Raw genomic sequence first — 24215 nt, forward strand, 5'->3', positions numbered from 1 at the left:
GATCGGATCAGGTGGTCAGGCCGTGGCCTGGGACTCCATGCGCTGGCGCAGGCTCAGCGGCCGCATGTCGGTCCAGATCTCGTCGATCCGGGCCAGGCATTCGTCGCGGCTGCCCTCGGTGCCCTCGGCACGCCAGCCGGCGGGCAGGTCCCGGTCGGTCCACCAGACCGAGTACTGCTCCTCGTCGTTGAGCACCACGCGGTAGCTGCGGTTGTCGGTCATTGCCACTCCTTCAGAGAGATCCGGCGAACGCCCCGGTGGCGTCCCCCACGGGTAGGAAGTCGTCAACGCGTACGCCCAGGCTTCGCTGGTCGGCGGTGGCGCGGACGTGTTCGGCGAGCACGAGGTCCAGCACGCCCAGGCCGAACGGGGACACCACCACTGGCACGTCGTCGGCGGGCAGTCGCACCTCGCCGCCGGCCAGCGCGCCGATGGTGGCGTGAATGAAGTCCCGGCCACCGGTGAGCTGCTCGGCCAACTGCAACGAGGTGCCCTCACGGCAGGCGTGATCGGCGTCGTCGACCACGTTGCGCGCCGCCAGCAGCCCTTCGGGGAGCAGGTCGCGCAGGGACAGGTGCAGCACCACCGCGCCGGGCCGGCAGGCGGCCAGGTCGAGGTGGGGCTCGGTGGCGGTGGTGGCGATCGAGACCAGCCGGTGCGCGGCCATCGCCTCCTCGGCGGTCCCGGCCAGCGTCGTCGGCATTCCCGGCAGCAGGGTTCGGGCGGTCTCGGCGAACGCCTCGGCCCGGCGCCGGTCGGTGTCGAATACCGTCAGCGCCGGCGGCGCGGCGAGAGTGCCCGCCACGAACCGCAGCACCTGCTGGTTGATCAGCCCGCAGCCGATCAGGGCCAGGCCGTCGGGGCGGCGGTCCGCGGTGAGCAGGCCGGCCGCGAGCGCGGCGCTCGCCGCGGTACGTCGGGCCGAGATGACCGAACCCTCGACCAGGGCCACCGGGTGGCCGGTACGCATCGAGTTCAGCAGGATCGCCGCGCTGGCCCGTTCCAGGCCCATGGCCAGGTTGCCGGGGAAGGAGGAGATCCACTTGATGCCGCTCACCGGCGGGTCGCCGCCGAGGTAGGCGGGCAGGCCGATGATGCGGTCGCGGGGTCGCTGCGGGAAGCGCAGGAAGACCGAGTGCGGCAGGCTCGTACGGCCCTGCTCGTGCAGCAGGTACGCGTGGCGGATCAGATCCACCACCCGGGCGTCGTCGCCGTCGAGGATGTCCCGCACAACAGCCCGACCGATGATCAGCACGTGGCGTCCTTCCACAGGTGGGTGATCTCCCCGAAGTGCCCGGAAACCCATTGATCGGAATAGATAGTGTCGAGGTAGCGGTCGCCGTTGTCGGGAAGGATCAGCACGGCGGTGGAGCCCGCCGGGATGTCCGCCATCCGTCGGCGTAGCGCGGCCACGGTGGCGCCGGACGACCCGCCGGCGAGGATGGCCTCCCGGTGCAGCAGCAGCCGGCAACCGACCACGCAGTCCAGGTCGGAGACGTGCATGATCTCGTCGGGTGTGGCATCGGCGGCCAGGGGCGGCACGATCGAGGCGCCGTGCCCGGGGATCAACCGGACCGCCGGCTCGTCGCCGAAGATGGCACTGCCGACCGCGTCCACCGCCACCACCCGCGTGGACAGCCCCTGCTCCCGCAGGTAGCCGACGCAGCCGACCAGCGTCCCGCAGGTGCCGGTGGAACAGAACAGATAGTCGATCTGCCCGTCGAGCGCGGTCACGATCTCGGCCATCGTCTGCCGTTGCGCCGCGGCGTTGAGCGGGTTGGCGTACTGGTCCGGCCGGTAGGCGTACGGGACCTGCTCGCACAGCTCGCGGACGCGGCGCTGCCGGGCCGGCAGGTATTCGCCGGTGACCGGGTCGGGGTGCTCGACCATCTCGATCTCCGCGTGGTACGCGGTCAGGATCGCGAGGTTCTGCCGGGTGGTCTTCGGGTCGACCACGCAGATGAACCGGATCGCGTAATACGCGCAGAACTGCGCGAGGCCGATGGCCAGATTGCCCGAGCTGGACTCGACGACAACCGATCGGCCAGGCACCAGCTCCCCGGATTCGACCTTGGCGCGCAACATGCTCAGCGCGGTGCGGTCCTTGATGCTGCCGCCGGGATTGAACCGTTCGAGCTTCACGAACAATCGGGAGGGGAACTCCGGAAACAACCGGACCAGCTGTACCAGCGGTGTGTTCCCGACCGTCGAGAGGATGCCCTCGCGCACCGTTCCTCCCTCCACAAGTGATCTACCAACGCCACGACGTTGTCAATCGGCGCTATACCGGCCCTATACCGGTGCTCGGGCGGTCAGCGCCGGGCCTGGACCCGGCCGGCGACGGGGGTCGCGCCGGCCGGACCCGGCCCGTACGGCGGGCACACCGTCCCGGTGGCACCAGAGGCGCCACGGGACCACGCCGCGCCGGTCTATGAGGTGCCGAGCGCCAGGAGTTCGCGCAGTTCCGCCTCGTCGACCATCGGCGCCTGGGACACCACCGTCTCCGGCGTCGTGCAGGCAACCCGCAGCATCTGGAGGAAGTGCCCGGCCAGCCGCTGCACGGTCGCCTCGTCGAACAGGTCGGTGTCGTAACCGAACTCCGCCTGGAGCCGGCCGTCCTGGTACTGGGTGAGGGTCGTCGACAGGTCGAACTGGCCCTCGTCGTACGGGATGTCCAGCAGCCGGATCTGGTGCCCGGCGAACGCGTGCCGCTGGCTTGTGTAGTTGTCGCCGTGCTGGTGAGCCAGCAGGGTGACGGTCACCCGCACCGGCGGATCCTGGTTACGTCGGCCCGATCGGAGCAGCGGGAACGGGTAGGCGGCGTGGGCCACGGCGTCGGTCAACTGTCGGCCGGCCGCGGTGATCGCCGTGGCGAACGTGGTGTCCGCGTCGAACGACCCCCGCAACGCGATCGTGTTGATCAACATGCCGACCACCCCGCGCAGCGCCCTTCCCCGGCGCAGCGACGCCGGACAACCGACGGTGAACTCCCCCAGACCGGTGTAGCGGTACATCGTCGCCTGGAACGCGGCGAGCACGACCGCGTACGGCGTCACCCCGGCCGCCGCCGCGGTCTCCCGCAGCCGGGCGGCGAGGTCGTCCGGGAGTTCCTGGCTGAACGCGCCGCCACGGAACGAACGCACCGGCGGACGAGGCCGGTCGGTCGGAAGGGTGGCCGCCGTGGCACCGTCGCAGACCCGATCCCAGTACGCGCGCAGCCGCTCGCCGCGCTCGCCGGCCAGCGCCGCCCGCTCCCGGGCCAGGAAGTCGTCGTAGCTGCCGGAGACCGGCGGCAACTCCACCGGCCGCCCGGCCTGCAACGCCCCGTACGCGGCGTCCAACTCCTGCCAGACGATCCGCTGCGAGTGGAAGTCGGTGGCGATGTGGTGGATGACCACCACCAGCACGCAGTCGGTACGCCGCCGCAGCAGCGCCACCCGCATCGGACCGTCCCGCTCGAGCCGGAGCGGCCGGTCGCCGAACTCCTGGCAGCGGCGCAACAGCCCGTCGTCGTCCAGGTCGGGAACATCGTGGACCTCGACCTCGCACCCGAGGTCGGGATCGACGACCCGCACCGGCCCATGCTCGGTCTGCACGAACCGGGACCGGAGCAGGTCGTGGCGCGATCGCACCGCCGCCACCGCCCGGCGTACCACGTCCGGGTCGAGCAGGGGTTCGACGTGCAGCCCGTGGACCACGTTGCTGGCCGGGCTGTCCGGGGCCAGCCGATGGACCAGCCACAGCGCCCGCTGCCCTACCGACAACTCCCGGACGTCCTCGGTCACACCGCAGACCGGGCGGAGAGGACGAAGTCGCTGAGATCCTGGACCTTGGCGAAGCTGCCGACCATCTCGTCCGGCACCTCGATGTCGAAGTGGGTCTCCACGGCGGCGAGCAGGTCGACGAGCTTGAGGCTGTCCAGACCGAGCTCGACGAAGGTGTCGCCGACGTTGATCTCCCGGTCGACGTTCTCGGTCATCAGCTTGCGGGTGAGCGATACGACGTCGAGGGACACCTGGTTCACGGTCAGCGTCATGGTGCTTGTCCTTTCGAAGGAAGGGGTCGTGATCGGAGTGGTCAGGGCATCCGGATGAGCTGACCGGCGTAGGCCAGTCCCGCCCCGAAGCCCAGCAGCATCACGCGGTCGCCGGGGGTGGTCTGACCGCTCTCGTACAGACGGCTGAGCGCCAGCGGCACCGACGCGGCTGAGGTGTTGCCGGTGTCGATGATGTCCTTGGCGACCTTCTCGTCCGGGATCTGGAGGATCTCGGCCAACTGGTCGACGATGCGGAGGTTCGCCTGGTGCGGCACGAACCAGTCGATGTCCGAGAGCTCGACACCGGCCAGGGCGCACACCTTGCGGGCCACCCTCGGCACGTTCTTGGTCGACCACCGGTAGACCAGGGGGCCGTCCATCTTGGCGAACTCGCGGCCGTTGGCGTCCCACTTGGTGCCGAGGATGTCGGACCGCGCGCCGTCGCTGCCCCACACTGTCGGGCTGATGCCGTCGACCTCCGCGGGGGAGACCACCGCGGCACCCGCACCGTCACCGAAGATGACGTACGTCGCCGGGTCCTCCGGGTCGATGAACCTGCTCAGTTGTTCCGCTCCGACGACCAGCACGTTGCGGGCGCTGCCCATCCGGATCTCGTTGGCCGCGATGCCGATCGAGTAGGCGAAGCCGGCGCAGGCTGCGTTCAGGTCGAACGCGCCGGTGGCGGTGATGCCGATACGGCTGGCCACCTCGGGCGCCCCGCCCGGGATGCGGTCCTTCTTCGTCGCCGAGGCGAGGATGACCAGGTCCACGTCGGCCGGGTCGACGTTCGCCATGGCCAACGCCTTCCCGCCGGCCTCGGCGGCCATCATTGTCACGGATTCCTCCGGCCCGGACCGGTAGCGCGACCGGATGCCGGTCCGCTCCTCGATCCACTCCGGAGTCACCCCGGCTTCCTCGGCGATCTCCTCGTTGGTGATCAGCCTGCTCGGCCGGTACGCCCCGAGCCCGGTGATTGCCGCACCTGTCATCTGTGCCATCGCCTCCTCCGCACCACGCCTGGTCGGCGTCCTGGTGGCACCGTCCGGAGGCAGTGTTCGGCGGGGCTCTCATAACTTCTCTACATCGCGCCCGGTATGGAAAAGAGATAGCCCGGCACCGGACCGTTCGGCGGACGTGTGTCGCCGCAGGCGGGCACGCCGATTCCGAGGGAGCGCGCATGGAGGAGTTCCGAGCAAAGGTCGCGGTCGTCACCGGAGCCGGTTCGGGCATCGGCCGGGCACTGGCGGTCGAACTGGCCGCCCAGGGCGCTCGGTTGGCCCTGTCCGACGCGGCGGAGGAGGGTCTGGCGCAGACCGCGGCGAGCTGCGCCGAGCGGGGAGCCGAGGTCCGCACCTACCGGTTGGACGTCACCGACAGGCTGGCGGTGCAGGCCCACGCCAAGGAGGTACGCGCCGACTTCGGCGGTGCCGATCTGGTGATCAACAACGCCGGGGTGACCCTGCTGGCCTCGATCACCGAGGCCGAGTGGGACGACATGCGGTGGGTGCTGGACGTCGACTTCTGGGGCGTGGTGCACGGCACCCGGGCGTTCCTGCCGCTACTCGTCGCGTCCCAGGGCCACCTGGTGAACATCTCCAGCATGTACGGGTTGACCGCGGCGCCTGCGCAGAGCGCGTACAACGCGGCCAAGTTCGCCGTCCGGGGTTTCACCGAGGCGGTGTTGCAGGAGATGCGGGTCGGCGACGTGCCGGTGAAGGTCAGCTGCGTCTACCCGGGCAAGGTGCGGACCGACATCTTCAGCAACGCCCGGGCAGCGAAAGGGCTCGGCTACGGCGGGATCCGGGAGCGTTTCGCCCGCGAGGCGACGACCTCGGCCGAGCAGGCCGCACGGCTCATCCTGCGCGGGGTCCGGCGCAACCGGGTGAAGATCATCGTCGGGGCGGACGCGCGACGGGTCGACCTGCTCACCCGGTTGCTCGGCACGGCCTATCCCCGGATCACGGCGCGTCGGGCCCGGACGCAGGCGAGCCAGGTCCGCCTGGAGGCCATGCGGACCCGGCTCGCGGCGCAGCGGGTCAGAACGTCAGACCACCGTCAACTGTGACGACCTGCCCGGTCAGGTAGGAGGCCCGCTCCGACAGCAGGAACGTCACCACCGGGGCGATCTCCTCCGCCTGGCCCAGCCGGCCGAGGGCGGTCCGCTGCTGGACGCCCACGGCCAGGCCGGCCGGCAGGTCGTTCAGCATGTCGGTCTCGATGAAGCCCGGGGCCACGGCGTTGACCCGGATCCCGTACGAGCCGACCTCCTTCGACAGCGCCTTCGTGAAGCCGATGATGCCGGCCTTCGAGGCCGAGTAGTTGGTCTGGCCCGGGCTGCCGGTGATGCCGGCCACCGAGGACACCGTGACGATGGCGCCACCACGACGCCGCATCATCCGGCGGATCGCCGCCCGGCACACGTTGTGGACACCCCCGAGGTTGACGTCGATCACCGACTGCCAGTCCTCGTCGGCCATCATCGCCAACGGCCGGTCACGGATGATCCCGGCGACAGTCACCAGTGCCGCGATCTCGCCCAGGTCCTGCTCCGCCCCCGTGACGAAGTCGCGCACCTGCGCGGCATCGGCGACGTCCACCTGCCGGGCCAGCACCCGGGCACCGGTCTCCAGCGCCTCTGCGGCCACCTTCTCGGCGGCCTCCCGGTTGCTCTGATAACAGAAAGCCACGTCGTACCCGTCTGCGGCGAGCTGCCGGACCACGGCCCGACCGATCCCTCGGGATCCGCCACTGACGAGGGCGACCGGTCGTCGAATGTCACTCATGTCGACTCCTTGACGTCGGGGACCCCGGCCGGGACGGCGGGGCGAAGCGCAGCGGCCGGGCGTACCGCGCCGACCAGACGACCGACCTGCATGACCACCTCGGTACCGACCACGCTCTCGCCCCGCACGAAACCCGTGTCGGCGATCAGCCGGATCAGCTCGACCCGGTGCTCGACCGTCTCACCGGGCAGCACCGGCCGGCCGAAGCGGATCCCCTCGAACGCACCCGCGATCGGCACTCCGTCGGTCAGTACGGTGGGCATCGGCCGGTCGTGCCTGATCAGCACCAATGCCGCCTGGCCCCACGACTCCAACAGCAGCACGGTCGGCAGCGGCCGGGTCCCGGTCACCGTGTAACTGCCCACCAGCCGACTTCGGGGTACCAGTTCGCTGACTCCGTCGACCAGGAGCATCGGTGGTCGGTGCGGGATGAGCCGTCGAATGTCGTCGCGGTCGAGCATCAAGGGTTTCCTTCCTGATAGCGCAACACCACCTCGGCGGCTGGTACACCGGACACGGCGACCGTGCCCCGGCGTAGCCCGCCGTCGCGCCGGATGGTGATGACCAGCTCGTCGTCGAGATCGATCGTTCGGAGGAACCGGCAGGACACCAGCTCGGCGAGGATCTCCGACGGCATCGCCGCGAGGACGGCGCGGTGCACATACTCGACGATGTAGACACCGGGCAGCAGGGGGAAGCCGGGATAGTGCCCGGCGAAGACCGGGTCGTCCCGGTCGGGCCGAACTCGGCCGACGATCTCGTCCCCGCTGGCGTGGTCGAGGTCGATCCGCGCGTTGGTCGCGCACTCGGGCGGGATCAGGATGGTCACTCACTGACCGTGCTGGCACCGGCTATATCTTCTCCATACGCCGGGAGCGCGCGGAGGCGCAGGCGCGGCTACACCGGCAACGCCGATCGGGCGGTCACCACGCGGTGGTCCACCGGGTCGGCCTTCTCCCGCGCGAAGACCCGCACCAGGTCGTGGAAGCGGTGTCGCTGCCGCCGCCCGCCGTCCGAGCCCGCGATTTCCAGCAGCCGGGCGTCGACCAGGCTCTCGGCCACCTCCTCCCCCACCCGGGGCGTCACGCCGAGCACCCGGGCGGCGGCGCCGATCGGGAAGTCGGCAGTCTTCAGCAGTGCCAGCCGGCGCAGCGCGACCTGGCTCTCGACCTCCAGTTCCTGGTAGCTGCCCTCGATGCGGGCCCGCACGTCCAGCGTCCCCAGCCGTAGTTCGTTGAGACGGAACCGTTCGTCGGCCAGCCGCTGCGCGAGGTAGCCCAGAGACCAGTGCGGCCGAGCGATGAGTCGCGCCGCAGCCACCCGGATGCCGATCGAGAGCCGCCCACACAGCTGCACGATCCGGTGTGCGGCACCGGGCTCGGCGGCCACCCGCGGCGAGCCGACGATCGTGGCGAACAGCTCCAGCGCCTGCGCCGGGTCGAGGATGCCCACCTCGACGCGGGTGACACCGGGCAACTCGGAGAGGCGGCCACGACAGGTCAGGATCACCCGACAGGACGGGTCACCGGGCAACAGCGGGCGGACCTGCGGATAGCTGGCAGAGTTGTCGAGTACCACCAGGACCCGCCGGCCGGCCAACTGGCTGCGGTAGAGGCACTCGCGTTCGTCGAGGCGCCTCGGGATGGCCTCCTCGGCATTGCCGAGGCTCCGGAGGAACCAGCCCAGCACGTCGCCCGGGTCGATGGCGTTGCCCCGGGTGCCGCCGAGGTCGGCGTAGAGCTGCCCGTCCGGGAAGTCGCTGCTGCACAGGTGCGCGGCCCGCAGCGCCAGCGCCGACTTGCCGACGCCGGCCATCCCGGTCAGCAGCGTCCGTTGCGGAGCGGACGGCGACGTCTCGGCGAGCAGCCCGGCCAGCGCCCGCAGCTCCTGCTTCCGGCCGCAGAAGTCCTGCGCCCCGGGCGGCAGCATCGCCGGTCGGACGTCGCGCCAGCCCGGTCCGGGCCGCGGTGCGACAGCGGCGTCGGGCGTCCCGGGGCCGGCCAGCACCGTCTGGTACGCCTCGGCGAGGGCCAGGCCCGGATCGGCACCCAACTCGTCGGCGAGGACCCGCCGGCCCTGGTGGTAGACGGCCAGCGCGTCGGCCTGGCGGTCACATCGCAGCAGCGCCGTGATCAGATGGCTGCGCAGCAACTCGTGCAGCGGCTGCGCGGCGACCAGATCGCTCAGTTCCACCACCAGGTCGGCCTGTCGGCCCAGCATCAGGTCGGCCGTGATGCGATCCTCCAGGGCCGCCATCCGCACCTCGGCCATCCGGGGCGACTCCGCCTCGATGAGGTGGTCGGTGACGTTGCTGAGCGTCGCTCCGCTCCACAGCGCGAGCGCCTCGTGCAGGTCCCGCGCGGCCTCCTCGTGCCGGCCGGAGCGCAGTGCGTCCCGACCCAGTCCGGCCAGCCGTTCGAACTCCTCGATGTCGAGTCGGCTGTCGCGCATCCGCAGCAGGTACCCGGACCACTGCCGGACGATCTCCACGTCGTCGCCGAGATACTTCCGCAGCCGGGAGACGTAGTTGTAGAGCTGGGCGGCGAATGTCGCCGGCGGCTTCTCGTCCCACAGCAGCTGGCAGAGACGCGTGTCGGAGACTGTTCGCCCTCGGGCGAGCAACAGGACAGCCAGGACGGTGCGCTGCTTGGCGCCGTCCAGCGGGACCTCGCCGCCGTCGCGCCAGGCGCTCACCGGCCCCAGTACGCGAAACTCCACAGTCGCTCCGATCGGGTCAGCCCAACGAACAGTCGGAGAGTCGACCACCGCCGCGCATCGACACATCTGTGCCCGCCACCCAAGTTCCGTCGTCCGCACCCGCGTGTTGTCGCCACACCACCGACACCGGCCTCCGGTCCCCACCCTCCGGGCGGTCATCACCGACTGTCGTCCGGACCGCACCGGACAGTGCGCAAACTGCGGCGACCAGCCGGACCGACAAGAATTTGGGTGGATCCCACGCATGAGATACCCGTCGTCGCTTGGCACCCTCAACTCGATGAACACCACGGACGTCGACGGCCCACCCAGCCTCGCTCCGGCCGAGTCGCCCCGACTCCGCCGCGGCTGGTGGATGCGGGGCCTGGCGCTGCACGAGCGGGTGACCGCCGGCGGCGGCACCGACCCGGTGGACAGCGAGCGGTTCGGGCACGCACGGTCGCGGCTGGATCTGTGGCGGGCCGACCGTGGGCCGGAGCTGGACGTCCGGCTGGGCGAGCTGGGCGTCGACGAGGACCGGTTGCTCACCTTCCTCGCCGAGGACGACGAGCACCTCGCCGCGCGAGTCGACCCACCGCCCTGGGCGGTCCTGATCGAGTCCGCGGTGCACGCCGCCGCACCGCCTCCGTCGGTGCCGGTCCCAGCGGACTGGAGGGCGGCGTTCGCCCTGCCGTTGCGCCCGTTGGTCGACGAGGCGAGGGCTCGCTTCCGCCGGGGCTCCGGCCCGGTGACCGACGCCCAGGTCGACCTGGGCGCGCTGGACGCCGCGTTGGGGGCCGCCCTGGAACGGCGTCTGGCCGCGCTGGCCGCCCGTACCTTCGTCGAGGAGCTGCACCGCCGCAGGATCGCCGGCCTCCTCCAGGGTGCCGACAGTCGCGCCCGATTCATCGGCTTCGTCCGCCAGCTTGCCACCCCGGCAGGGCTGGCTGCGCTGTTCACCGATCTTCCGGTCCTGGCCAGGCTGCTTGGGCAGGCCACCGCGCACGCCACCGACGCGATGCTGGAGCTGCTCGCCCGGTACACCGCCGACCGGGACTGCCTGGTCGACAACCTCCTGGGCGGCGTGGACCCCGGCCCACTGGTGGCCGTCGACGACAGGCGGGGTGACCCGCACCGGGCCGGCCGGACCACCACCGTGGTCCAGTTCGCCGACGGCCGGCGGTTGGTCTACAAGCCCCGGGATCTCACCTACGACGACCGGTTGGCGGCCTTCGTCGGCTGGATGAACCGGATGGTGCCCACCGTCGGCATGCGGACGGCCGCCTGCCTGGTCCGTCCGGAGTACGGCTGGACCGAGTTCGTGACCGCGGCACCGCTGGCCGACCCGGACGGCGCGGACCGCTTCTATCGACGACAGGGTGCGCTGCTGGCGCTCGCCCACGCCCTCAACACCACCGATCTGCACTACGAGAACGTGATCGCCAGCGGCGAGGACCCCGTCGCCATCGACGCCGAGACGTTGTTCAGCCCCAGTTGGCGGCCCGCAACCCAGAGCGGCGATCCAGCCGCCGACCTGCTCGCCGCCTCGGTGCACCGAACCGCGTTGCTGCCGCTGATCGTCGTCGGTGAGCAGGGCATCATGGACCTGTCCGGCGCCGGCGGCGACGAGGGCCGGCAGAGCCCGGTCAGTCAGATCGACTGGGCGGACCCGGGCACAGACCAGATGCGCCTGGTACGTCGCGCGTCCACCTTCGACGGTGCCTCGAACCGGCCCCGGCTCGGCGACCGGGTGATCGATCCGGAGGACCACGAGGCGGCGATGCTGGCGGGTTTCCGGCTCGGCTACGAAGCAATCGAGGCCCATCGCGGGGACTTCGCCCAGCTGGTCAAGGCGTCGTCGGCCATGACGGTGCGACTCGTCGTGCGGCCTACCTGGGCCTACCGGACGCTGCTCGACGAGGCCACCCATCCGAGCCTGCTGCGCGACGGTCTGGACCGGGACCGCTTCCTCGGGCGGCTCTGCGGCCGGACCACACTGCCCGGCGACCCAATGTTCGCCCGCCACGAGATCGCGGCCCTGTGGCGCGGTGACGTGCCGTACTTCCACGCCCGGGCCGACAGCCCCCAGCTGGCAGCCGACGGGGAGCCGACCGCGGTGCCGCTGTACCGCAGCGGCGTCGACGCGGCACTGGACCGGATCGCCGGGCTCGGCGAGGCCGACCGGCAGGACCAGGAGTGGGTCATCATGGCCAGCCTGGCCACCCGCCGGCCGGTCGGCGCGCATGGCGACACGGCGCCAATGGAGGGTGCGTCGCACGGAATCGCCGCCCCACCCGAACGGCTGGTCTCGGCAGCCTGTGCGATCGCCGACCAGATCGTCGCCCGTGGCGCACCGGGCCGGGACCGCGTGAACTGGCTCGGCCTGGAGCTCGTCGACAACCGGCAGTGGCTGCTGCTCCCGATGGGGGCCGGCCTGGCCAACGGGTACCTCGGCGTGGCGCTCTTCCTCGGCCAGCTCGCTCACATCAGCGGCGTGGCCCGCTACGGCGACGTGGCCCGTCGGGCGGTCGCCGCGACGCCGGGGCTACTGCGTCTGCTCTCGGATCGACCCGAGCTGGTCAGGGCGATCGGCTGTGGCGGGCTGCACGGCCTCGGCGGACTGGCCTACGGGCTGGCTCGGTTGGCCGTGCTGCTCGACGACCCGGAGATCGGTCGGTGGGTCGACACGGCTGTCGAACTCGCCGAGGTCGCGGTCGCCGGCTCCACCACCGACGACTGGGCCACCGGCAGGGCCGGCTGCCTGGCCGCGATGACATCGATCCACGCCGAGCTGGGTCTCGATCGGGCGGCGGCGCTGGCCCGGACCTGCGCCGACCAGCTGGCCGGTACGACCGTGTCCGATCACCCCGCCAGTCCGGCTGGCTTCGCCGATGGCACGGCCGGCATCGCGTACGCCCTGCAACGGTTCGTCGACGTCGGCGGCGGCTCACCGCAGCATGCGGACGCGGCAGACAAAGCCCTGCGGCACGCCCGGCAGACCCCGACCAGGTCGTCCGGGTGGTGTACCGGCACCGCCGGCCTGGCACTCGCCCTCGCCGGTCGACACGAGGCGGGCACCTCGCCCACCACAGACCCGGACGCGCTGGCTCACCTCGTCCGGCGCTTGGCCGATCGGCCGCTGTCCCGCGACCTGAGTATCTGCCACGGCGAGTCCGGTATCGGTGAGGCGCTGACCGTGCTGGCCGCGGGGTCGGCTGGCCCTGCGGCCGCCGCCGCGCTACGGCAGCGGACCACCCTGCTCCTCAACTCCCTGCAATGGCAGACGCGCTACTGCGGCACACCCGACGGAGTGCTCACACCGGGACTGCTGACCGGCCTCGCCGGCATCGGCTACGGACTGCTGCGCTCCGCCCTGGCCGCACGGATTCCGTCCGCGTTGCTCCTGGAACCCACCCCACAGCCAACCGGACCCGACTGGCTGTCGCTCACCAACCCGTTCACCACGAGGAGAGAAGAACAATGATGTCTCAACAGCTCACCGCCGACGTCACCCACGTCGAGACCGCCCACTTTGAGGACCCGAACCCCGCCGGGGAGCCAAAGGTCAGCCCGATGGTGGCCTTCGGCCTGCGTACGGCGGCCCTGGCCGGTCTGGCCATTCCGGTGGGCCTCCTGGTGGGACACCTTGTCGCTGGCGACGCCGGAACCGTCGACGCCGCCGCCCCGCTCACCACCTGCTGCCCCACCTTCGCTCTGTGACCCTGGGCGGAAACCACCCGGTCAGCGCGGCGATCAGTCCGGTCGGACGATAATCCCGCCAGGCTCGGTGCGCCTGCTGTCTGACCCTGGTCATCGATGAAGTGCCTCGCTATCGTTGCCGCCGTGCAACGATCACGCGTCCTGGTCGGCCGAGATGCGGAATTCGGTGTGCTGATCGGCATGATCGAGGCTGCCCGCGTCGGGCGCGGGGGCGCGGTCTTCATCGTCGGAGAGGCCGGCGTCGGCAAGTCGCGGCTCGCCGCGGCGGCCGCCGAGTCCGCCTACACCGCCGAAATGAGTCTGCTGCGGGGGCGGGCCAGCGCACTCGGCACCGGAGTGCCGCTGCGCCCGCTCACCGAGGCGGTGCTCTCCCTGCTCCGATCGTCCACTGTGGACATCGCGGCGCTCGGCCCGTACGGGCCGATCCTCGGCCGGTTGGTGCCCGACTGGGGCACCCCTCCCGCCGACCAGGAGACCGGATCGGTGGTGATCCTGGCCGAGGCGGTGCTCCGGCTGACCGGTCTCGCCGGCCAGGACCGCGGTTGCCTGATGGTCCTGGACGATCTCCAGGACGCCGACGCCGAGACGCTCATGGTGGTCGAATACCTGATCGACAACCTCGACCAGCAGCCCACCCTGCTGGTCGGCGTCCTCCGGGCGGACGACTCCCCCGCGCTGGAGGTCGCTCGGGCAGCAGCCCGCCGCGGCCGGTGCACCGTGATCGAGTTGGGCGGTCTCGGGCCCGAGGACCTGCGCGCCATGGCCGGGGCATGCCTCGGCGTGGCGGCGGATGAGCTGCCCACGGCCGCGGCCGAGCTGCTCTGGGGCGGCAGCGGCGGCAACCCGTTCCTCATCGAGGAGATCCTCGCGGCGATGGTGGAGAACGGATTGCTCCGGCACGGTCCACAGGGGTGGCTCGTCACTCCAGAGGCGCCCACCACGCTGCCCACCGCCTTCGCCAGAAGCATGGCGCACCGGATCGAGAAGCTGAGCCCGCAGGCCCGGGAGCTGCTGTCCTGCGGCGCCCTGATCGGGCAACGCTTCTCGGTGGCCGTGGTGCAGTCGGCGACAGGGCTCAGCGACCGCGACCTGTTCAACCATCTGCACGGCGACATCGTCGCCCAGCTGGTGGCACCGGACGACCAGTTGACCGACTGGTACACCTTCCGGCACCGCGTTACCCGCGAGTCTCTGCTCGCCCTGGTCGAGCCGGCCACCCGGCGGGAGTTGGCCCACACCGTCGCCGAGGCCGTCGCGAAGGTCCACCCGGAGTTGCCCGGTGAGTGGTGCCAGATCTCCGCCACCCTGCGCGTCGAGACCGGCGACGCCCTGTTGGCCGGTCGACTCTTTGGCGAAGCCGGCCGGAGGGCCCTCGCGCAGGGTGCCGCCACCTCGGCCGTCGCACTCCTCGACAGGGCCTGGGAGCTCCAGGCCGACGGGCCGGCCGAGGCCCGCGCCGACACCCTGGAGACACTCCTGCAGTCCCTCGGCGAGGCTGGCCTGGTCCGGCGGGCACTGGAGCTGGTCAACAGTCCGGACCAGGTGGCCGGTCTCCCCGCTCGACGGCAGGCCAGGCTGCACACCCGGCTGGCCTGGACCGCGGTGTTGGCCGGGGAGCTGACCGACGCGCTGGCCCAGGTGGAGATTGCCCGTGAGCTGCTCGGCCCGGACCCCGCGGCGGAGGACGAAGCCCCGATCGACGTCGTCGCCGCACACCTGGCCCTGGACACGCCAGGGCGGGACCAGATGGAGGTCGCCGAGACCCTGGCCCGCCGGGCCGCCACGGTCGGCGCCGCCGTGCCGCTGCCGGTGGTGGCCTGTCAGGCCTGGCAGTTGCTCGGTGCGCTCGTCCGGCATCGCGACCCGGCCGAGGCTACCCGCTGCCTGGAGCAGGCACGGTCCATCGCCGCCGAGCACGGCCTGCCGATCTGGGAGGTCCACGCGCTGATCCGGCTCGGCAACGACGACGCGTTGCTACACGGCACACTGGACCGGCTGGAACAAGCCCGGGAACGAGCGCTGCGAGCCGGGGCGGTGACTGCCCGCCAGCAGGCCGAGGCGAGCATCGCGCTGCACCTGATCATGCGCGGCGAGTACCCGGCCGCACAGAACCTGATCGACCAGGTCCTCACCGCGACGACCCGCCTGAAGCTGATGGAGACCACCCAGTACGTGCTGCTGCTCAGCGCGGTGCTCGCCGCCCACCAGGGCCGGCGGGTGGAGATGCAGGACGCGCTCGCCGAGTTCCGGCGCTGGGGCGGTGACGAGAGCCTGCACACACAGCGGGTCCACGGGCTGGCCGGCACGTTCTGCGCGCTGCTGGAGGAGAACCGCCCGCGGGCGCTGGACGAGCTGTCCCTGGCGGTACGGGCGGAGGAGACGAACCCGACCGTGTTCCACCTCGGTGGACGGCTCGGCCTCCAGTTGCTGTTGCGGGCGATGGCCGGCGAGGTCAGCTTTTCGGCGTACGAGGCGATCGTGGGCACACCGGCGAGCCAGCTCCGGTGGGACCGACAGTTCGCTCTCTTCGCCCGGGCGGTCCTGCTTGGCCGCGCGGGTCAGCACGACGCCGCGACCGCCACCCTGGCCGAGGCCATGGAGGTCGGCGCGCTGTACGCGATGGGGCGACACCTCGCCCTGCGGCTGGTCGCCGAGTCGGCGCTCGCCGATGGCTGGGGCACCCCCGTGGAGTGGCTGCGTGCCGCCGAAAACTACTTCCACCAGGCGAAGGTCACGCCGGTCGCCGTGGCGTGTCGCACGCTGCTGCGCCAAGCTGGCGCGCGGGTCACCCAACGTCGGCGCGGTGCCGCAGAGATCCCACCCGAGCTGCGGGCGGCGGGCGTGACGGTACGGGAGTGGGAGGTGCTGCAGCTGCTCACCGGCCGGCTGAGCAATCGCGAAATCGCCGAGCGACTACACCTGTCACCGCGCACGGTGGAGCGGCACGTCTCCAGCCTCATCACCAAGACCGGCGGGCCAAACCGGATCGCATTGAGCGATATCGCGACCGATTTCGACAGTGGCTGACGGGTCCCTGAGCTTCCTGGCGCTGGCCACGTCGGCAGCCGTTGACGCCGATGCTGGTCATTTGCGCGGCATCCTGGCAGACAGCTCGTAGTGTCTGCTGCCGGCCTGACGGACCAGCCTCACTTCAGGTGCGGGCGAAGAACCGGTTCCCATCGTCCCCCTTGAACGACGAACCTGGTTGCCGACCCCGGTAGATGGGGAGTTTCCGGGGGCGGTTCAAAACCCCATAGGCAAACTTAAAACCTTGACCAGGGTTTCCACTGGTCAAGGTTTAAGCTGTCGGACGGCCGGATTTGAACCGACGACCCCTTGTTACCGCCCGTAGCCATCAGGGCATTGTCATTGACTTATCAGACATGGGCACTGAACTGCACAGACACGAACAAGCAGTGGTCGCTTTTTATCACTGGTTGTCAACCTCAGCCGGGGGTTTTCGGGGGGGTAAACGGGGGGCCTACCCAGGGCGCGGCCAGGTCTGAACGCACCCGCTTCCTCTGCCGCCGGAGGCCTGCGCGTCTTACGGTGTGCGTACTGACCGAATCTGCGGCAGCCGGCCAAGACTGAGTAGCCCAAGATCGAAGTTGGGCTCAAATCCGCTATACAGAATCAAGACGGCCCGGCCGAAGCCGGGTCTCGCGCACGCGCTATGGCCTACGGCCTCGCGTGCACGCCCATCTGGGCGGACTCACCAACCCGGATAGGTAGGCTCACGGAGCGGAGGCCCGGACGATCCCTTCGCCAACCACCCCTCAGCAGTTGCTTCCGGGGATCGCCGGCGCACCGCCATGCAGCGCGCCACCGAAAGTTCTCCTCCAAGCCCTGTCGACGGTCAAACGACGCGAATCGACCGGAGTGCATATGTTCGCATCCGTGACGGCAACGACGACGGCAACCCGGACGCACCGCTAAGGGACGTCTCGTAACCCTGGCGCCTGTCTGTTGAGGATGGTCGGGCAGGATTCCTGGGTGCAGGTGATCACCGCAGCACACCCCGAGTGGATCTTCCCGTTCACCGGGCTGCAGCCCGCCCAGTTCCGCACGCTGGTCCGGCTGGTCGCCGAACGTGGCGGTGACGGCATCGCCGACGGCCGGCCGGGTCGGCAGTGGGCCCTCGACCTGCCGGATCGGGTGTTGCTGGTGGCCGCGTACTGGCGTACGAACCTGACGATGCGCCAGATCGGTCCGCTGTTCGGGGTGTCGCACTCCGCGGCGCATCGGGTCATCGACACCCTCGGCCCGCTGCTGGCCCTGGCGCCGGTGCGCAAGCGGCCGGTCGAGCAGATCGCGATCGTCGACGGGACGCTGGTCCCGACCCGCGATCACCGCCTGGCCGCCCGGAGCAAGAACTACCGGTACTCGACGAACCTGCAGGTCGCCATCGACGCCAGCACTCGCCTGGTCATCGCCGTCGGCGACCCTGTAGCCGGCAACCGCAACGACACCATCGTCTACCGCAGCTCGGGCATCGACCAGAAGTTGGACGGGCGGCCGGTGATGGCCGACGGCGGCTACCGCGGCAACCCCGAGGTGATGATGCCGTACCGCAAGCCGTCTGACGGCAACAACCTGCCGGATTGGAAGGAAGCCCTCAACGTCGAACACCGGACCGTCCGAGCGGGGGTCGAACACGCCCTGGCCAGGATGAAGTGCTTCAAGATCCTGCGCGACTACCGCCGCGCCGCCCGCACGTTAGCCGACGCCACTTCCGGCATCGCCAACCTCCACAACATCATCCTCACCGGCTGACCACCGCCCCGCGCCAGGCAACGCCTTCACCCAGTTACGAGACGTCCCTTAGCCTAACCCGCAAATCACCATATCGACGACCGCACTTTTTCTCTTACCAAATCCGACGCAAGCATCTCCGCCCGCGTCTCGACCAATAAGGAACGCTCAAATTGCGCCACCTGACCACCCTCGACAAGCCACCTCGCAGAAAGGATCATCCAATATTCACTGCCTGAGCGCCATGCCGTCCCTATCGTTGCGGCAATCAATTGATCAAGTTTGGGGAACTCCGGTGTACGTAACTCGCCCCAGCGTAGGCCAAACTCAGCGCGGAATTCCTCCAGCCCTCTCTCCATGAAAGGCCACATCGGCCTCAGGCCAGCCGCCTTCAGGCTCGCCCGCACCTCTTCCTCCGTTCCTACACCGAGTTCGCCGCTCTTCATCCGGCCGATCCACGCCCCGTCACCTCGATAGATGACCGGCTTCCAGTTGTCCATTAACCCCACGGCCTATATTCGAAGTCGATACCCTGATCGCTCAAAAGAACTTTGAAATTGTTGACGCGTCGCGTCCGTCCAGCGGTGCCCGTAGTGGCCGCTGTTTTCAGTGAAGACAAGTCTACCGTTGTCACGGAAGATAGTGCCGCCTAAAACAGTATCTTCACTCGCTCCGAGAGACCGTGCCAACTGTTGATGCGGGCTGCCGCTCAGACCTTCACTTGATACGTCGCCGGTGAGCAGTCGTCGGGAGCCTGCGTCGAACACGAATTCAGCCTCGGCCCCAGATGGAGTGAAATTGGCTAGACCGCCAGCACCTCTACCACCTACCTCAATTCGGAGGGGCACAGCAGCGGCTCCTACGCCCCCGCGCCCGATGAACTGCCGGAGCGCCCCGAGCCCGCTTCCACTAATCATGGCGCGCAAAAGCAGTCGACCGTCAGGAGCGCCAACGCCGCGCCCGCAACCCCTACGTCTTCCGGGGAATGATCTACTGCGCCGTCTGTCAGCGACGCATGCAAGGCCAGTACAACCACGGCGCCGCCTACTACCGCTGCCGTTTCCCCCAGGAATACGCCCTGGCCAACGAGGTCGAACACCCCCGCAACGTCTACCTGCGCGAGGACGCCCTCACCTAGCGGCCTGGCGGCGCTGCAACCGTTGGAGACGGCCGAGGCTGCTCGTGGCCGCGATCCTCCGCGCGATGGCGCATTTCCCGGCGCCCGTCGCCCGGATGCTGCGCCGGCAACACGAGAAGCGGCCCCGCCTTCCTCCGGGGAACGCGGGGCCGTGTTGCCTTTTCTCACGTGAGGCATTCCGCCGGACAAGTGCGCCGGGCGCTACCCATGGTAGGAGGTTGAGTGGCTAGGGGCAGTGGGAGGAATGTGATGCAGAGATCTCGATCCGGACGACGTTGGGCCATGACGAGTCGAAGGGCCAGTCCTCCCAGGGGCAGAACAGGAGTCTTCCCCCGTCGGCGAACTTCACGAATCCGGACCAACTGCCTGTGGATAGCCCGTAGCCCTTTGAGTTCAGGCTGTAACCTCCGCTACACAGTCGGTGCCAGTCGAGAATCTCCGTGCGGGCCGAGTTCCAGTAGTAGTACCACAGGGCCCGGCTCTCCGACTGACACGACTGGGCCTCGAATGAGGCTGCGGGACCTGCCGACGCGGCCGGCGCCGATGCGACGGTGAGCGCCAAGGCGGTGGTAATCGCCACCGCGATGGCGGCCAATCGCGCCGATAGGGATTTGCTGAGTTGCATTAAAAGATCCCCCGATTTCTGTATGGAAAGCAAGTATGCCACCTGTCGTAGGTTGCCGGAAGATTCGCTAAATGCCCGGCGCTGTCCTTTGGGGTCAACCTTGGTGAGCTCCATTCGGACTGGGTGCGGCGACAGGTGGTGAACGACCGCCGAAATGTGACATGACAGCTCCAACTGGTCGACTCGGATGCCGGCCGTAGACGGACCCGATGAGTCAGAAGTGCCGGCTGCTCACCTGTCAGGCCCGACCGTGATCTCACGACCGTGCCATGGGCAGAACCCGTCACCAGGAAACCTGGACGTCCATGGACGTCCATTATCGAGGCCTGACCCTCAACCGAGGCGTCGCCTGGGACTGGTCGCGACGCCACACGTCCTCATCGTCGGCCCGCTATCATTTCCGCGAGCCATACCAGTCTTCGAGCCCGCAGCCCCGTGCAGCCTTCGACGCTGACAGGCCCTGCGCAAACCAAGCTCCCGCCTGCTGCCGTACGCGTACCGCGAACTCGCCCCCGCCGGAACAGGACACTGCCATCGGGTGCCCCAAAACCGTCGGCCTGCTCCGTGCGCGAACGTCACGCCAGGGTGAGCCGCCGCCAAGAAAGCTTGTCCTGCCACGGATCGGTGGACGAAACTTGCATTCGTGTCCGACGATGCTACTGCGCCGCACGACCTTGCTGCGGTGCGCACTTTGCAGGATCTCTTGGACGAGCTGAACCGGCTACGTATCAACGCCGCTCGCCACCGTGGCAAGGTACGTCTTTCGCTGCAGGATCTCGAGGTGGCCAGCGGCATACCGAAGAGCAGTCTGGCGAACTATCTGACCGGACGGACGCTGATGCCGGCCGACGTGCTGGATCGCCTGGTGGTCGCCCTCGGAGTTGACGCAGCGCAGGTACGCCAGTGGGCTGAGGCGTGGGATCGGATCATGGACGCCCGACCACAAGCGGGCACCCAGGACGCGCGGAAACGTCCTGCAAGCACGACCACCGGCACCCGGCGCGACCCCTCAACGGGCACGGGCAATGTCGATGGCGGCACGGGTGGGCGGGATGAGGGTGAGACCGCTGCGGCGCTACGTGAGATCACCGCACTGCAGAGCGTGGCGGCCACGGCAGTCGGTCTCGGTCAGGATCAGCACGCGGAGTTTGTCGCCGGCCTTGAGGGCCTGGCCAAGGACCTAGCGGAGTTCGGTCTCATGGTCGGCGATGTACGCGCACTCACCGCTCGGCTCCAAAGTGACCTTCATCGGCAGGCTGCCGATCGCCGCGATGACCGCGACCACCACCTCCGGCACGGCGCCCAGTTGCGGCTGATCCGGGATGGGCTCCAGGTCATCGAGCAGCGGACCCGCCCCCAGCAGGACACTGACCGCGTCGTTGACGGGGATCAGCCCCCGTACCGTGGTCTGTGGCCGTTCCAGGAGGACCAGGCGGGCGTGTTCTATGGGCGGGAGCGCCTGACCGCCGAGCTGACCGGGCGAGTGGAGCAACGGCTGTCCGGTGTCGGGATGCTTGTGGTGACCGGCGCCTCTGGGGCAGGAAAGTCGTCCCTGGTACGTGCCGGACTGATGCCTGCAATCGCCCGGGGTCAGTTGGCCGTGGCGGGCTCGACGGACTGGCCTCGTCTGATCATCACGCCCGGCATGGCAGCGATCGACGAGCTGGTGATCCAGCTGGCCACGCTTGCCGGGGTGGACGCCGCGTCGCTTCGCCTTACGATCAGCCAGCGGCCGACGGAGGCGCGGCTATTGGCCCGACAGGCGGTGCTGGCGCACGCGGCCCGGTTACCCGTCGAGCGCCGGGAGGCATGCCGGGCGGGTGGCCGACTCGTGCTCGTCGTGGACCAGTTCGAAGAGCTGTTCACGCTCGCCAACGACCCAGGCGACGCGCAGGAGCGCCGACAGGCATACATCGATGCCCTGGTGGCCATCGCCACGGCGGATTCCGCGACGGGCCATCCACCCGGTCTGGTACTGCTGACCATCCGCGGTGATTTCCTCGACCGGTGCGCCGTGTATCCCGAGCTGGTTCCCGTGTTACAGGACGGCCAGTTCGTGGTCGGGCCGATGAGCGTGCCGGAGTTACGGCGTGCGATCACCGGTCCGGCCGTGGCCTGCGGAGTTCAGGTGGAGGACGGTCTGCCCGAGGAGATCCTGGCGGAGTTGCGCACCCTGCCCGAAGCCGCTCAGATCGCCACCGGAGCGTTGCCGTTGCTGTCCCAGACCATGCTGCTGACATGGCAACGGTGTAAGTCCAACCGGCTCACTCGCCGCGGATACGGTGCCACCGGAGGAGTGAGCGAGGTCATCGCGACAAGCGCGGAGGACGTATACAACCGTCTGACCGGACCGGAGCGGGAAATCACTCAGCAGCTGTTCGAGCGGATGACCACCGTCGGCGCCGACGGGGCACCGGCCCGGCGACAGCTCGCCCGTGCGGAACTGTTTGTCGTCGTTGCCGATGCAAAGCACCGTGGACGGGTGGAGGCCGTACTCGACGCCTTCACGGCGAAGCGGCTTGTCGTCGCCAACGTCGAGTCGATTGAAATCGCCCACGACGTGGTGTTGCTCGCCTGGCCTCGGTTGCGCAAGTGGCTGGAGGGCGATCGCAACGATCGGCTCATCCACGCGCAACTCCGACAGGATGCGGCCACCTGGCAGGCACGCGACCACGATGCCTCATTCCTCTATCGCGGAGCCCAACTCGCCATGGTGCGCCGTGCCACCGCGGATTGGAGCGCGGTTGCCGGCCCGCGCCTTGCCTTGACCCTTGCGGAGCAGAGCTTCCTCGCAGCCAGCGACCGCCATGCGAGACGGAGCAGCAGGATTCGGCAGTCCATCACGGCGGGCCTGGTCACTCTTGCCCTGGCTGCCTGTATCGGAGCTGTCGCCTCGGTCACCTACGCGGTGAACGCCGACCGTCAACGCGCTGTGGCACTGTCCCGCCAACTCGCGGCGCAGAGTCAAAGCATCCACCAGGATGACCCGGCGACGGCCCGGCGACTCGCGTTGTCGGCGTGGGCCGTCGCTCCGACCGACGAGGCTCGCAGTAGCATGAATTCACTCATCACCGAGCAGAGCTCCACTCTCATCGGTCACGTCTCGCCGGTCTACTCCGTGGTGTTCAGCCCTGATGGAAGGCAGATCGCCGCGGGCGGTCGCGACGGCACGATTCGACTGTGGGACGTCGCCACCCGTCGTCCCGTCGGCGAACCCATGACCGGTCACAGTGAGCGGATCTACGCCATGGCGTTCAGTCCAGATGGAAGATTTCTGGCCAGCGCCGCCGGCTTCGGGGGCGACACCAAGTTGTGGAACCTTGCCACCGGTGATGTCGCTGATATTCCTCGCGGCGCTCCGGAAGGAGGAAGGATCACCACGATGTCGTTCAGCCCGGACGGCAGGCTTCTAGCGACCACCAGCAGTTCCAGGGGCCAGCTTTGGGACGTGTCCACCGGTCGCTTCCGTTGGGTGTCAAAGGAAGAGTCGGCGTACATCGCGGTGGTGTTCGGCTCTGACGGAAGATTGTTAGCCGTTCCGCGTAGCAGTGGAAAAGTCCTTGTTTCGGTGCCGGATCACACGAAAGAGCCTCGTGATGAGATTGTTACGCACTCAGCCGAAGTATACCAATCAGCGTGGTTCAGCCCAAAAGGTGACCGCCTAGCCGTTGTAGCTGGCGACGGCCACGTGCAGCTGTGGGACATATCGAAAAGAGAACGTCTCGGCAAGCCGTTTAACCGTCATGTGAACCAGTACCCGCCGATGGCGCTCAGTCCGGACGGCAAATTCCTGATAACCGCCGCCACCGACAACACGGCCCATGTGTGGGATACCGCCACCCAGACGCCCCTGGATGGTTCCTTGTCGGGCCATACGGACACCATCAGGGCGGCAGCGTTCAGCCCAGACGGTGCGCTTTTGGCAACAGCAAGCGACGACAAGACAGTGCGATTGTGGAATCCAGCCACTCTCGATCCAGCCGCAGGCCCGCTGGCCAACACCTCGTACTTGGCCAACTCCCTGGGCTTCAGCGCTGACGGGAAACTTCTGAGCGCTGATCTGGGCGAGGAGGCAGTGCGACTCCGGCGTCCATTGAGCCGCGACAGCAATGGTGGACGGCAGACCGGAGACACTACAAGCCACTATGAAACCATGCTCCGCCCGGACAGAGTCCTGACGAATGACATCCATCAAATAGCAATCAGCCCCGATGGTCTCCTACTGGCCATCCTGACGAGCGACAAAGTCCAGGTGTTCGACACCGCTACCGGCATCCGGATGGGCAAGCCCACCCAGCTACCGCCGGGATTCGATTCCGGCCCCATCGCGTTCAGCCCTGACCGGAAGCTTTTGGCCGTCGCGAGGAGTAGCGGCTTACATCTCGTTTCCCTGACCGGCACTGACCCAATCAACATACCTTTGCCCAATCACGTAGATAGAATCTTGTCGGTGACATTTAGTCC

At 69.0% G+C, this 24215-nt stretch carries 19 protein-coding genes; 7 read left to right on the forward strand and 12 right to left on the reverse strand.

What is annotated here, in order from left to right; all coding sequences use genetic code 11:
* Positions 1-15: 15 nt before the first annotated feature.
* The 6 genes from ACFYP0_RS25235 to ACFYP0_RS25260 form a co-directional block, all read right to left on the reverse strand.
* Positions 16-222 (reverse strand): MbtH family protein, encoded by a 207-nt coding sequence (locus ACFYP0_RS25235; protein ID WP_124855650.1) that lies wholly within the window; start codon positions 220-222, stop codon positions 16-18.
* Positions 223-232: 10 nt separating this feature from the next.
* Complete coding sequence (sbnB, locus tag ACFYP0_RS25240; RefSeq protein WP_355502546.1) at positions 233-1255, reverse strand: 2,3-diaminopropionate biosynthesis protein SbnB; 1023 nt, start codon at positions 1253-1255, stop codon at positions 233-235.
* Positions 1249-2217, reverse strand: a complete 969-nt coding sequence (gene sbnA, locus ACFYP0_RS25245) for a 2,3-diaminopropionate biosynthesis protein SbnA (protein WP_355502558.1) — start codon at positions 2215-2217, stop codon at positions 1249-1251. The genes sbnB and sbnA overlap by 7 nt, the downstream gene beginning before the upstream one ends.
* 212 nt (positions 2218-2429) lie before the next feature.
* Positions 2430-3785: a condensation domain-containing protein gene (locus ACFYP0_RS25250; protein WP_355502544.1), complete on the reverse strand. Its 1356-nt coding sequence runs from the start codon at positions 3783-3785 to the stop codon at positions 2430-2432.
* A complete protein-coding gene (locus ACFYP0_RS25255) occupies positions 3782-4036 on the reverse strand; it encodes an acyl carrier protein (RefSeq protein WP_124855642.1) in 255 nt (84 codons plus the stop codon). The genes ACFYP0_RS25250 and ACFYP0_RS25255 overlap by 4 nt, the downstream gene beginning before the upstream one ends.
* Before the next feature lie 41 nt (positions 4037-4077).
* Entirely contained in the window at positions 4078-5034 is a 957-nt protein-coding gene (locus tag ACFYP0_RS25260; RefSeq protein WP_124855640.1) for a beta-ketoacyl-ACP synthase III, read from the reverse strand.
* Positions 5035-5213: 179 nt separating this feature from the next.
* Between ACFYP0_RS25260 and ACFYP0_RS25265 the strand changes: the two genes are divergently transcribed.
* The gene (locus ACFYP0_RS25265; protein WP_355502541.1) at positions 5214-6101 is read left to right on the forward strand and encodes an SDR family NAD(P)-dependent oxidoreductase; all 888 of its coding nucleotides are present in this window, start codon (positions 5214-5216) and stop codon (positions 6099-6101) included.
* Here the strand turns inward: ACFYP0_RS25265 and fabG are convergent.
* The 4 genes from fabG to ACFYP0_RS25285 form a co-directional block, all read right to left on the reverse strand.
* Complete coding sequence (gene fabG, locus ACFYP0_RS25270; RefSeq protein ID WP_124855636.1) at positions 6073-6819, reverse strand: 3-oxoacyl-ACP reductase FabG; 747 nt, start codon at positions 6817-6819, stop codon at positions 6073-6075. The two genes, ACFYP0_RS25265 and fabG, sit on opposite strands and share 29 nt — an antisense overlap.
* On the reverse strand, positions 6816-7280 hold the full coding sequence (locus ACFYP0_RS25275; protein ID WP_124855634.1) for a 3-hydroxyacyl-ACP dehydratase FabZ family protein: 465 nt from the start codon (positions 7278-7280) through the stop codon (positions 6816-6818). Before ACFYP0_RS25275 ends, fabG begins: the two co-directional genes overlap by 4 nt.
* The gene (locus tag ACFYP0_RS25280; RefSeq protein ID WP_124855632.1) at positions 7280-7648 is read right to left on the reverse strand and encodes a hypothetical protein; all 369 of its coding nucleotides are present in this window, start codon (positions 7646-7648) and stop codon (positions 7280-7282) included. The genes ACFYP0_RS25275 and ACFYP0_RS25280 overlap by 1 nt, the downstream gene beginning before the upstream one ends.
* A 68-nt stretch (positions 7649-7716) precedes the next feature.
* The gene (locus ACFYP0_RS25285; protein WP_355502537.1) at positions 7717-9537 is read right to left on the reverse strand and encodes an AfsR/SARP family transcriptional regulator; all 1821 of its coding nucleotides are present in this window, start codon (positions 9535-9537) and stop codon (positions 7717-7719) included.
* Positions 9538-9817: 280 nt separating this feature from the next.
* Here ACFYP0_RS25285 and ACFYP0_RS25290 point away from each other — a divergent pair, with 280 nt between their 5' ends.
* The 4 genes from ACFYP0_RS25290 (at position 9818) to ACFYP0_RS25305 (ending at position 18009) form a co-directional block, all read left to right on the forward strand.
* On the forward strand, positions 9818-13000 hold the full coding sequence (locus tag ACFYP0_RS25290) for a type 2 lanthipeptide synthetase LanM family protein (RefSeq protein ID WP_355502534.1): 3183 nt from the start codon (positions 9818-9820) through the stop codon (positions 12998-13000).
* Positions 13000-13236: a hypothetical protein gene (locus ACFYP0_RS25295; protein ID WP_355502531.1), complete on the forward strand. Its 237-nt coding sequence runs from the start codon at positions 13000-13002 to the stop codon at positions 13234-13236. Before ACFYP0_RS25290 ends, ACFYP0_RS25295 begins: the two co-directional genes overlap by 1 nt.
* 123 nt (positions 13237-13359) lie before the next feature.
* On the forward strand, positions 13360-16263 hold the full coding sequence (locus ACFYP0_RS25300; protein WP_386997791.1) for an AAA family ATPase: 2904 nt from the start codon (positions 13360-13362) through the stop codon (positions 16261-16263).
* Between the two features lie 966 nt (positions 16264-17229).
* Entirely contained in the window at positions 17230-18009 is a 780-nt protein-coding gene (locus ACFYP0_RS25305) for a transposase family protein (RefSeq protein ID WP_386997793.1), read from the forward strand.
* A gap of 65 nt (positions 18010-18074) precedes the next feature.
* On the opposite strand, the gene ACFYP0_RS25310 is transcribed toward ACFYP0_RS25305, so the two are convergent.
* Positions 18075-18488 (reverse strand): hypothetical protein, encoded by a 414-nt coding sequence (locus tag ACFYP0_RS25310; protein ID WP_386997795.1) that lies wholly within the window; start codon positions 18486-18488, stop codon positions 18075-18077.
* Positions 18489-18500: 12 nt separating this feature from the next.
* The gene (locus ACFYP0_RS25315; RefSeq protein WP_386997796.1) at positions 18501-18905 is read right to left on the reverse strand and encodes a polymorphic toxin type 43 domain-containing protein; all 405 of its coding nucleotides are present in this window, start codon (positions 18903-18905) and stop codon (positions 18501-18503) included.
* A 68-nt stretch (positions 18906-18973) separates the two neighbouring features.
* Here ACFYP0_RS25315 and ACFYP0_RS25320 point away from each other — a divergent pair, with 68 nt between their 5' ends.
* A complete protein-coding gene (locus ACFYP0_RS25320) occupies positions 18974-19126 on the forward strand; it encodes a zinc ribbon domain-containing protein (protein WP_386997798.1) in 153 nt (50 codons plus the stop codon).
* Between the two features lie 1268 nt (positions 19127-20394).
* Positions 20395-24215, forward strand: a 3821-nt coding sequence (locus tag ACFYP0_RS25325; RefSeq protein WP_386997800.1) for an nSTAND1 domain-containing NTPase, incomplete at its 3' end; no start/stop codon positions are given.

This window comes from Micromonospora arida (assembly GCF_042873195.1).
Taxonomy (GTDB): Bacteria; Actinomycetota; Actinomycetes; order Mycobacteriales; family Micromonosporaceae; genus Micromonospora; species Micromonospora arida.